Source organism: Azospirillum sp., assembly GCF_035627195.1.
Classification (GTDB): Bacteria; Pseudomonadota; Alphaproteobacteria; order Azospirillales; family Azospirillaceae; genus Azospirillum.
The window spans coordinates 51,189-62,429 of record NZ_DASPMG010000155.1 but is presented as its reverse complement, the minus strand read 5'-3'; the positions used below and the strand labels follow the sequence as shown (position 1 = coordinate 62,429).

General features: G+C 66.5%; 5 protein-coding genes and 2 pseudogenes. 3 read left to right on the top strand and 4 right to left on the bottom strand.

Annotation, left to right across the window (positions count from 1 at the left end; all coding sequences use genetic code 11):
• Positions 1-1,964: calcium-binding protein (locus VED21_RS14515; protein ID WP_324883128.1), on the bottom strand; the 1,964-nt coding region annotated here is incomplete at its 3' end.
• Between the two features lie 613 nt (positions 1,965-2,577).
• Between VED21_RS14515 and VED21_RS14510 the strand changes: the two are divergent.
• A pseudogene (locus tag VED21_RS14510) lies at positions 2,578-3,581 on the top strand (DDE-type integrase/transposase/recombinase).
• On the opposite strand, the gene VED21_RS14505 reads toward VED21_RS14510, so the two are convergent.
• The 3 genes and pseudogenes from VED21_RS14505 to VED21_RS14495 all read right to left on the bottom strand — a co-directional run.
• A complete protein-coding gene (locus tag VED21_RS14505) occupies positions 3,578-7,933 on the bottom strand; it encodes a PAS domain-containing protein (protein ID WP_324883126.1) in 4,356 nt (1,451 codons plus the stop codon). The pseudogene VED21_RS14510 and the gene VED21_RS14505 overlap by 4 nt on opposite strands.
• Positions 7,934-8,093: 160 nt before the next feature.
• Positions 8,094-8,486: a response regulator gene (locus tag VED21_RS14500; protein ID WP_324883125.1), complete on the bottom strand. Its 393-nt coding sequence runs from the start codon at positions 8,484-8,486 to the stop codon at positions 8,094-8,096.
• Positions 8,456-8,677: pseudogene (locus VED21_RS14495) on the bottom strand (transposase domain-containing protein); the annotation flags it as partial. The gene VED21_RS14500 and the pseudogene VED21_RS14495, both read right to left, overlap by 31 nt.
• A gap of 306 nt (positions 8,678-8,983) precedes the next feature.
• Here VED21_RS14495 and VED21_RS14490 point away from each other — a divergent pair.
• Positions 8,984-9,169, top strand: coding sequence for a hypothetical protein (locus tag VED21_RS14490; protein WP_324883123.1), 186 nt, complete (start codon positions 8,984-8,986; stop codon positions 9,167-9,169).
• On the top strand, positions 9,153-11,228 hold the full coding sequence (locus VED21_RS14485) for a recombinase family protein (protein WP_324883121.1): 2,076 nt from the start codon (positions 9,153-9,155) through the stop codon (positions 11,226-11,228). Before VED21_RS14490 ends, VED21_RS14485 begins: the two co-directional genes overlap by 17 nt.
• Positions 11,229-11,241: the final 13 nt, after the last annotated feature.

Below are 11,241 nucleotides of genomic sequence, written 5' to 3'. Positions count from 1 at the left end.
CCGAGCACGATGGTGTCGGTGCCGCTGCCGCCGCTCAGGGTGTCGGCGGCGCCGGTCAGTTCGCCGGCGGTGAACAGGAACCGGTCGTCGCCGTTGCCGCCCTCCAGGACGTCGGCGCCGCCGCCGCCCGACAGGGTGTCGTTGCCGTCGCCGCCGGACATGCTGTCGTTGCCGTCCCCGCCGTACAGCGAGTCGGCGCCGTTGTTGGCGACGATGCTGTCGGCGCCGCTGCCGGCGCTGATGGTGACGGCGGAGGTGGTGGTGACGGTGATGGCTTCGATGTCGATGTAGTTGGCGGTGGACAGGTTGTAGCTGCCCGCCCCCTTCAGGAGGATGGCGTCGGTGCCGCCGCCGCCGTCGATGACCTCGCCGGTGCCGATGTCGGAGCCCGACGAGATCTCGAAAACGTCGTCGCCGGTGCCGCCGGCCAGGACGTCGATGCCCGGCCCGCCGACCAGCGTGTCGTTGCCGCTGCCGCCGACGATGCTGTCGTTGCCGGCGCGCCCCGAAATGGCGTAGCCCGCGCCATCCAGCCCGACAATGGTGTCGTTGGTGGCGGAGCCGCTGATCGTCTCGACGCTGTCGAGCGTCATGCCGGTGAAGGTGTAGGAGCCGCCGGCGCTGTCGAGGATCACCCGGTCGTTGCCAGCCCCGCCGGACAGCGTGTCGCCGGTCAACTCGGAGATGGTGATGCAGAAGGAGTCGTCGCCGTCGTCGCCGTACTGCAGATCGATCCCGGCGCCGCCGGACAGTGTGTCGTTGCCAGTGCCGCCATACAGCGTGTCGGCGCCGTCGCCGCCGAAAAGCCCGTCGTTCCCCTCGGCGCCCCACAGCTTGTCGTTGTCCGCTTCGCCATAGAGCTCGTCGTCGCCGAATTCACCGCTCAGCACGTCCCAGCCGGTGCCGCCCGACAGCACGTCGGCGCCGTCGCCGCCATAGAGCGTGTCGTAATCCGCGCCGCCGACCAGCGTGTCGTTGCCCGTGCCGCCGTACAGGGTGTCATAGCCGGAGCCGTCGTCGACGCGGTCGTCGCCCGCCCCGCCGCTCAGGACGTCGCTGCTGCTGTCGCTGCCGCCGTACAGCGCGTCGTTGCCGTCGCCGCCGTCCAAGGTGTCGGTGCCGTTGCCGCCCGACAGCGTGTCGGTGCCGTCGCCGCCCGACAGCACGTCGGACTCCGACCCGCCGTACAGATAGTCGTCGCCCAGTCCGCCGCGCAGCAGGTCGGCGGCAACGCCGCCGTCCAGGCTGTCGTTGCCGGCGCCGCCGTCGAGGGTGTCGAGGTCGAAGTTGCCGAGCAGCGTGTCGGCGCCGTCGCCGCCGTCGAACAGATCATTCCCGCTGCCGCCGTCGATCGAATCGTTGCCGCCGCCGCCGGACAGCGTGTCGGCCCCCGATCCGGCGGACAGCGTGTCATGGCCGTCGCCGCCGTCGAAGGCATTGTTGCCTTCGCTTCCCGCGAGCGAATCGTTGCCGCCGCCGCCGCTCAGCGTATCGGTGCCGTACCCGCCCGACAGCGTATCGTCGCCGTCGCCGCCGTCGAGGACGTTGGAGCCGTCGCTTCCAGAGAGCGAATCGTTGCCAGCGCCGCCGCTCAGTGTGTCGTTCCCGAAGAGGCCGATCAGCGTGTCGTTGCCGTCGCCGCCGTCGAGGAGGTTGTTGCCATAGCCGCCGTACAGGGAATCGTTGCCGGCGGCGCCGCTCAGGCTGTCGGCGCCGTTGCCGCCGACGATGGTGTCGTTGAGCCCGGCGCCGGCGAAGGTGTAGATCCCGGTGAAGCCGTTGAGATCGATGCCGAAGTAGGTGGACGGGTCGGCAAGGGAGGCGCCATTGCTGTCCAGCAGGGCGAGGATCGTCGCCCCGCTCCGATACCTCCAGACGGAAGTCGCCGTGTCGTAGTATACATCAAAAGAAGATGAGGTCGACACGTAGCTCGACAGCAACGTGCTGGCATCGTTGACCTTCACGCTTCCGGTGCCGCCAGCGCCATTGACGCCAATGTAATACGTGAATGTTCCCGGCATGTGTCAATCGCCCCGCTGTGCTGCCCGGCCCAGCCGTCACACGGCGTAAGCCAAGCCACCTGTTCCGTTCAAACACCAACCAGTGGCTGTATGCGAGGGTACGTCTGCCTCCATGCGCTGCCCTGCCCCCGGACGGGAACCGCCCGGTGGGCTGGAGACGCACATACCCTCGTATCATCGATCTGCGTTAGACAATCCTGGGGGGTCAACGTCAAAATTGTAATGAATTTCAACGATCAGTCACTGCGCCTTCGCACTGCCTTAAGTTGTTTGATGGCGGAACGTTGTTGGGACCCGGTCTGTTGGGCCATTCAGGACGACAGCTGCTGGATCAAAGGGCGTCTGGCCCAGCCCGGCGGTGAGGCGGATCGCGGCGCGGTGTCCTCTGCCGTCGCGAAGACAAGGCCCAAGCGCCCGCCGCGCGGCAGCCGGTCAACCCCAAAGCCGCCTCCGGTGGTGGCCCGCCAGGGCCAGGGTTGAGGGGCCGATCGCGGCGGGCATAATCCCCCCATGGCGGCGACCGGGAGCCCTTCGGGGCCAGCCGGAAGGAACGGCCATGTTCCAGATCCACCCCAACGCCCGCACCACACCGGCCGTGCGCGCCGCCATCGCCGCCTCCGCGGAGCCCTCGGGGGTGCTGGCCAAGCGCTACGGCGTCAGCACCGAAACCATCCGCAAATGGCGCAAGCGCGGCCCGAACGATGTCCAGGACCATACCTCGCGGCCCCATCACCCGCGCTGGAGAGCCTCCGATGAAGAACGGGCCATCGTCTGCGAGCTGCGCCGGAGCACCGGCTTCGCCCTGGACGATCTCACCTTCACGCTGCGCCATTTCCTGCCGCATCTCAATCGCGACTCCATCTACCGCATCCTGAAAGCGGAAGGCTTGGGCCGGCCCCCGGCCCCATCGGCTATGGCGCCCAAGAAGGGCACCAAGCGGTTCAAGGAGTACGACCTCGGCTTCGTGCACATCGACATCAAGCATCTGCCCAGACTGCACGTGATCGGCTCCGGCCCCTGCAAACGCTGCCTCTACGTCGCCATCGACCGCGCATCGCGCATGGTCCACCTAGCGGTCAAGGACGAGGAGACGGAAGCCGCCGCCACCGCCTTTCTCAAAGAGGCCGTCGCCGCCTTCCCCTTCCAGGTCACCCATGTGCTGACCGACCGCAGCGGTTGCTTCACCGCCGACGGCTTCGAGGCCGCCTGCCGGACCCTCAGCGTGCAGCACCGCATGACCAAGCCCAACACGCCACAAACCAATGGCATGGTCGAACGCTTCAACGGCCGCATCGGGCGAGAGGTGCTGGTCATGTGCATCGGCACCCACGACGCCCTAGAGAGCCTGCCGCGCGGCTACGGGCTCGCCTACAACGCCTGCCGACAGCGGGTCCTCACCGGCCGCTCTCCCGACGACGTTGTCCGGAGTGCCTCGCCGACAAACCCGAACTTATCAACCTGGCCTATCGGCCGCCCAGTCCATGCGACCTCACGAACGCCAAGGTTGCCGCCCAGCTCACGGTGTATGCCACCAAGGACGTCTCACCACCGGACAACTAGGCCGCCTCACCGAGGAACTGCTTCAAAACCTCGTACAGCTGGCGCGGGGTCACCGGCTTGATGACAATGCCCAGCCCATGCTCGGCGGCTTCAGCGTAAAGACCGGTTCCGGTCTCGCCGGTCAGGAGCACGCCCGGCACCACGCTGCCAACCTGTTCGCGGACAAGGCGCACCGCCTCCATACCGGTGCGGTTCTCTCCAAGACGATAGTCACTGACGATTGCGACGGGGGTGCGACCATCCTCCCGAAGACGTTCCAGCGTCTGCTCTACCGAGGTTCCGGTGACAGTCTCGTACCCCCAGTCACGGAACATGTTCCGCAGTCCGAGGAGCACGTCGGTGTCGTCGTCGATCAGCACCGCCAGCCGCCCCGCGCCGTCCGGCTGCACCGCGGCAAATAGCTCGACAGGGCGCACCGCATCTGTCTCGCCGAGCGGGATGTCCACCGTGAACACCGATCCTTGTTCTTGCGTGGACTGAAGGGTCACAGGATGGTTCAGGAGCCTGGACAGCCGCTGCACGATGGACAGCCCCAGGCCGAGCCCCTGGGTCCGACTCCGTCCTGGGTTGCCGACCTGGTGGAACTCCACGAAGATCAGTTCCCGCTGGTCAGGCGGGATGCCGATGCCGGTGTCGTGCACCTCGATGCGCGCGTGTCCATTGGTGACGCGGCACACCAGGCGGATGCCACCGCACTCGGTGTACTTGATCGCGTTCTCGACCAAGTTGCGGACCATGCGGCCGAGCAGGTGACGGTCACTACGCACCACCACGTGGTGTGGGACGTCCACGCTGAAGTCCAAGCCCTTGTTTCGGGCAATCGGTGCGAACGACGCACCGATGTGATCGAGCACTGGACCGATCGGCAGGTCCTCGATGGTCGGGCGGATCACATCGGCGTCAAGGCGCGAGACATCGAGCAGGCTGTCCAGCAACCCTCTCAGAGCCTCCAGGTTGCGCTCCAAGGTGTCCAAGGCCTTCGCACCGCGCTCAGTCTGCACTTGTCCCTGCAGGGCGGCAGCGAACAGGAACAGCGACTGCAAGGGCTGGCGCAGGTCGTGGCTGGCCGCGGCAAGGAACCTTGACTTCGCCAAGCTCGCTCGCTCGGCCTCCTGCTTGGCACTGCGTAGATCCTCCTCCATGCGCTTGCGCTCGGTGATGTCGACGTTCAGCCCGCTGATGCGCACAGAATGGCCGTCAGGGCCGCGGTGGATGCGCCCGATCCCGGTAAGCCATCGCACCTCCTGTCTGGATTGACACACACGGAATTCGACCTGGAAGCGCTCCTGGCCGGTCGCCAGCGCATGCTGCACCGTATGGTCCGCCTGCTCGCGATCCTCAGGGAGGACGGCGTCCAGCCAGACATTGTAGCCCGAGGCGATGGTGCCCGCGGGCAGGCCGAAAAGCGCGTTGTTCTCCTCTGACCAGAACACTTCACCCGTTCCCAGGTCCAACTCCCAGGAACCGGCCCGTGCGGCCAGCAAGGCGTCCTTCAGGCGCTCCTGGCTGTGGACCAGGGCTTCCTCCAATTCCTTGCGCCCAGTGATGTCGATGTCGAGGCCCACGGCGCGTACCGGACTACCGTGCTCGCCATAGGTGATCCGGCCCATGGCCATGGCCCAGCGCACCCGGCCGCCCGGATGAACGACGCGGTACTCGGACTGGAAATCTGACCGGTGCGCGGCAAAGTCAGCATGTCTCTTGTTGATCAGCCGCTCCCGGTCCTCGGGATGAACAATGCTCAGCCAAGTCTCGTAGCTGGCTTTGTGGCGCTGGGGATCAAGTCCGAAGATGCGGTAGCTCTCCTCCGACCATGTCACGGTCCCCGAGCGCATGTCCCAGTCGAAGGTTCCAGCCCGCGCCGAGGCGAGGGCGAGGCTCAAGTTCTCTTCGCTCCGGCGCAGCGCCTCCTCCATGCGCTTGCGCGCGGTGATGTCGAGGCTGACGCCGGTCAACCGCAGCGGTGCACCACCGCGGTCGCGCAAGACCCGGCCGACGCCCATCAGCCACCGCTCGCCCCGCTGCGGATGAAAGATTCGATGCTCGATCCTGTACTCGTCGCTTGTCGAGGCCAGAGCCGAGAGCACGGTGTTCTGCACGCGCTCGCGGTCGTCCGGGTGAACGAAGGGCAACCAAGATTCGTAGCTCGGTGTGAAGCGCTCCGGTGAGAGGCCGTGCAGCGCATACATCCCTCCGCACCAGGTCAGGTCACCGCTTGGGACGTCCCAGTCCCAGGTGCCCGCACTGGCCGACTTCAAGGCAAAGTTCAGCCGTTCCTCGCTTCGGCGCAGAGCCTCTTCGGCCGTCTTGCGCGCGGAAATATCGAGATACAGACCGCTCGCCCGGATCGGCGTCCCATCGTCTCCAAAGACAAAGCGCCCTCGCACCGCGACCCAGACGGCGCGGCCGTTCGGTCGAAGCACGCGATGCTCGACATCATAGCGGGGATCTACCTCGCGCAGGATTCGCTCCCGTTCGGCCAGAACGCGGTCCCGGTCATCGGGATGGATCAGGCCAAACCAGGTGTCCAGGCTGATGCCCTCTTCTCCCGGTTCCATGCCAAACAGACGGAAGCTTTCCTCGGACCAGAGGATTCTGCCGGTCCGCAGATCGGTATCGAAGGTTCCGGCCTGTGCCGATGCGAGGGCGAAGGCTAGGCGCTCCTCGCTCTGGCGCAGCGCCTCGTCCATGCGCTTGCGCTCGGTGATGTCATGGAAGATGGCGACCGCCATTACCGTGCGCCCATTCGAGTCCTGCACCGGTGCCGAACTCACGGCGAAGGTGGTCAAGGTCCCGTCGCCACGACGGTAGAGCATCTCCTCCTGGACCACGGTTTCGCCGTGCAACAGCGCGCGCGCCAGCGGGTACTCCCCAGGCTTGTACGGGGAACCATCCGGATGGATCGCGCCATGCGCAGCGTAGTCGCCGATGCTGAAAGTGGTGCCGACGGGATGGCGGACGAGACGTTCAGCCGCCGTGTTGTGCAGCAGGAAACGACCGTCCGGCGCGGCGACCGCGAACACGCCCGAGGGCAGATGCGCGAGCACGCCCTTGAGCAGCGTCCGCTCCTTGTCCAACTCCCGGGTCAGCCGCTCGCGTTCCTGTTCGGCCAGCTTGCGCACGGTGACGTCCTGGAAAAAGACGGCCAAGCCATCCTTGGAGGGGAACGCTCGTGCGGCGTAGCAGCGTCCCGACCACGGTCCGATCACCTCGAACTCACAGGCATCCTGGGCGTCCATGGCCTGCTGGCAGCAGGACCATGCCTCGGTGCCGACCAGTTCAGGATACGCCTCCCAAAACACTTGGCCCAGCAGGTTGCCGTGGTGTGCCAGGATGGACTTGGCGCGCTCGTTCACGAAGGTTACCCGCCAGTCACGGTCCACCTCCATCACGGCGTCGTTCGTGCTCTCCAACACCGTGGCCATCTTCAGGGCGGCCCGGACCGTCTCCTCGCGCAGTTGGGCCACGTGTCTCACGGCCCAGACGGTCACCAGCACCGCCAAGCCGAGCAGCCCGACGAACACCGCCAGTGTACGCCACATGGCCCGCTCTACTGGCCGCATGGCGTGGTCCTTGCCTAAGCCGACCCAGACCATCAGGTCAGCCACATCGGCCCGCACCGGCGAGTACGCCACCACGCGCTCGATGCCGTCAATCCCCACCACCTCGGCGATACCCCGTTGCGTGCCTTCCAACATGAAGCGGTACTGCTGGGGTAGCGGCTGGCCGACCAACCCCGGCATCTCGGGCACGCGGGCGAGGGTTGTGCCATCCCGGTCGGCCAGCACGATCGCCGCCTCGGGCGGCATGGGTTTGCGGGCCAAGTAGTCCTTCAGCCAACGCACGTCGAGCAGCGCGGTGAGCACTCCGGCGGTTTGCCCGTCCGGGCCGGTGTAGGGCAGGCCGAAGGTGAAAATGGTGTGACCAACACCCTGCGCGATGCTGTAGCCGCCCACCGCGAAGGCTCCGGTGGCGAGCGCCCGCTGCACGTTGGCGCGGTCGCCGATAAAGGCACCCAAGGCCCGGCTGTTGGTGCTGCATCGCACGATGCCCTGCTGGTCGGCAAACTGGACGATCAGGTGGTCGGGCAGGTGCGGCTTCATGCGTTCGAAGGCCGCTTGGCAGCCCGGAGCGCCAAGCTCGGCGCCTCCGACCGATGCGACGGTGCCAAGGACATGACGGATGTCCTCGACCAGACGCAGCTGTTCAGAAGCCACGAGGTCCAACAGGCGCATGGCCTCTTGGCGGGCCTCCACTGCCCGCGTGTCACGCAGGCCAACCTGTGTGGCGCCCTCGAACACGAGCAGCGGCAGCACCGCTAAGGAGAGGAGAAGGAAGAAGCGGCTGGGCATCACTTGGTATATGGGGTTTACCTGTTATGGCAGAAAACATGAAAAGCACCCGATATCCTACTTTTTGTGTGTACCTAACCCTTCTTTGCGCCTTTCGGCGTGGCGGCAGATTGGTATCTGAAACGCTACCATAATCTGCCTTTCAAGGAATTGAACGCCCTTAGGAATGGAGGGATGAAAGTGCGTCGGCGACAACTTTGGTCAACTCGGCCGCAGTGTACGGCTTGGTCAGATAGCCGACGGGATTGATTGCCATTGCTTTTGCCCGTGTCGCGCTGTCGGCTTGGGCCGTAACGAAGACAATGGGCATGTTATAGAGCTCCTTCAGACGGGCGGCCGTCTCAATGCCGTTCATTGCGCTGCGGATGTTGATGTCCATGAGCGCCATGTCGGCACTGTGCTGCTCGGCGAGATGCAAAGCGCGCTCAGCGGTGGCGGCGACCCCGACGACCTCATGCCCTTGGCTGAGGAGAACGGTCTTGATGCCAAGAGCGACCGTAAGCGGAGCGTGATTGCACCGGATCAGGAGTTGACGGCCGGCTTCCAACTCCACGGGAGCAACTCGGCGACGCGGTTGGCGGGATAGCCGTTCACCATGCGCTCCAGGATATCGCGGAGATAGGCGAAGGGTTCGACGCCGTTGAGCTTGCAGGTTTCCACCAGCGAGGCGATCACCGCCCAGCGGTGGCCGCCGCCTTCGGAGCCCGCGAACAGGCTGTTTTTCCGGCCCAAAGCCATCGCCCGTCCATTCTGCCCATGTCGGGCAGGATGTTGACATCCATTACCGCTGGCATCCGCTGCATGGCCGTCGCGTCCGGGTGAAGTGGAGCGAGGCGCGCGCCACCGGCCGCCTCGTTTTTGTCGAGGCGGCGCCCGGCATCATCACGGTGCTGCCCGATTGGATGCTGGACCCGATCGTCTGCGCCGGCATGGAACTCGGCGCACCGCGGGTTACGGCGGAAGCGCTCATCAGCCTTCAGCGTCAGCTGAGCGACGGCGGATTCAGGCGAAGCTCCCCGGACGATGCGATCATCGTTCGGGAGGAGCGACATGAAGATGCCGTCAGCATCAATACGGCGGGCCAGGGCCCGGCGCCAGCTCAGCATGGCCTTCGACACCACAAGGCTGCGGACGATCAGCCCGGCCGATCGCGCCGAGGCGGTGGTGCAGCTGGCTCTTCTCCTGATGGAAGCCGCGGGTGCCGGAACCGGGGAGCTTGATGATGGCGAACACTGATCTCCTGCCGCCGTCGGTCCTCAAGCGCAAGGCCGTGGTCTACGTCCGCCAGTCCTCCCCGGCGCAGGTCCAGACCAACCTGGAGAGCAAGCGGCGGCAGTACGAACTCGTCGATGCGGCCAAGCGCCGTGGGTTCCGTCGGGTCGAGGTGATCGACGACGATCTCGGGCGCTCCGCCAGCGGCACCATGGCGCGCCCCGGGTTCGAGCGGCTGGTGGCGTCGCTCTGTGCCGGCGAGATCGGCGCCGTGCTGTGCCTCGACGCCTCCCGGCTCGCCCGCAACGGACGGGACTGGCACCACCTGCTCGAACTCTGCGGGCTCGTCGAGGCCAGGGTCATCGACCTGGACGGCGTCTACGATCCAGGGCGGCCGAACGACCGGCTGCTGCTGGGCATGAAGGGCAGCATGAGCGAGTTCGAACTGGGAGTGCTGCGCACCCGGATGCTCGATGCCGCCCGCAGCAAGGCGCGGCGGGGCGAACTGCGCATCAGCGTGCCGATCGGCTACATCTGGCACCGTGAGGTCGGCCTGGGCTTCGATCCGGATCTGCGGGTGCAGGAGGTGATCCGCCTGATCTTCGCCCGCTTCCGGGAACTGGGCAGCGCGCGCCAGGTCCTGCTGTCTCTGGCGGCGGAAGGGGTCTGCTTCCCGCGGCCGTCCGACGGCAAGAGACTGATCAGCTTCGACTGGACGCCGATCCGCTACCGCAACGTCATCAGCGTGCTCAAGAACCCCTTCTACGCCGGCGCCTACGTCTACGGGAAGAGCGAGAAGCGCACCGCAATCGTCGAAGGGCGGGCGCGGAAGAGCTATGGCCACGGCAAGCCGCTTGAAGAGTGGGAGGTTCTGCTGAAGGATCACCACGAGGCCTACGTGGACTGGGACGAGTTCGAGCGTAACCAGACGCTGCTCGCCGCCAACGCCTACGGCCGGGTCGGCGGCGCGAAGTCGGGGCGCGGCGGGCGCGCCTTGCTGGTCGGCGTCCTGAGCTGTGCGCGGTGCGGGCGGCGCCTGACGGTGTCCTACCGTGGCCGCAGCCCGAGCCAGGCCGGCTATCGCTGCGACCGCCCGAACCAGATGCTCGGACTGCCACGATGCCTCGGGTTCGGAAGTTCCCGGGTGGACGAGGCGGTCGCCGGCGAACTTCTTCGGGCCGTCGAGCCGATGGCGATCGAGGCCGCGCTGGAAGCTGAGCGGAGGCATATGGAGCACCAGACCGAACGACGGCGGATGGCGGAGCTGGACCTTCAGAAGGCGCGCTACGAGGCGGCGCTGGCGGAACGGCGCTATGCCGCCTGCGATCCCGACAACCGGCTGATCGCCGCGCAGTTGGAAAAGAACTGGGAGGCGGCGCTTCAGCGTGTCGAGGCGTGCGAGGCGCGGGTCGCGTCCGTGTCGGCTCCCGTTCCGGCTGCCGTGGTGCCGGACTTCGCCGGGCTGGCGGACGACCTGCAGGCCGCCTGGAACGCGCCGGGGGTGACCACCAGGGCGCGTCAACGGCTGCTGCGGACGTTGATCGTCAACATCATCGCCGACGTCGACGAGGCGGCGCGCGAGGTCATCCTCACCATCCACTGGCGCGGGGGCCAGCACTCGCAGCTGCGTTTCACCAAACCGCAAACCGGGGAGCACGGCTGTCGGACGCCGGAGGAAGCGATGGCGGTGATCCGCAGCATGGCGACGCGCTGGTCGGATGCGGACATCGCCGCGCAGCTGAACCGGATGGGCATGCGCACCGGGCAGGGGAAATCCTGGACCGGGCACCGTGTCAGCTCGTTGCGCCGGGTCCATGGCATCCGGGCTTATCGGTCGGCCGAGAAGGATGGCGAATGGCTGACCCAGTACGAGGCCGCCGCGGCGCTCGGCATCTCGCGCCACCGACTTCGGCGCCTTATGGATGCCGGCCTGATCGTCGCCGAGCAGGTCGTGCCCGGCGCTCCCTACCAGATCCGCGCCTCCGACCTTCGGGAGCAACGGGTTCTTGCCGCCATCGGGCGGAAGGGAGAACCGTGCCGCCTCGCTTCCGAGGGTCAACTTTCAATGTTTCCAGACACTTGAAGAAGAGGGGCGC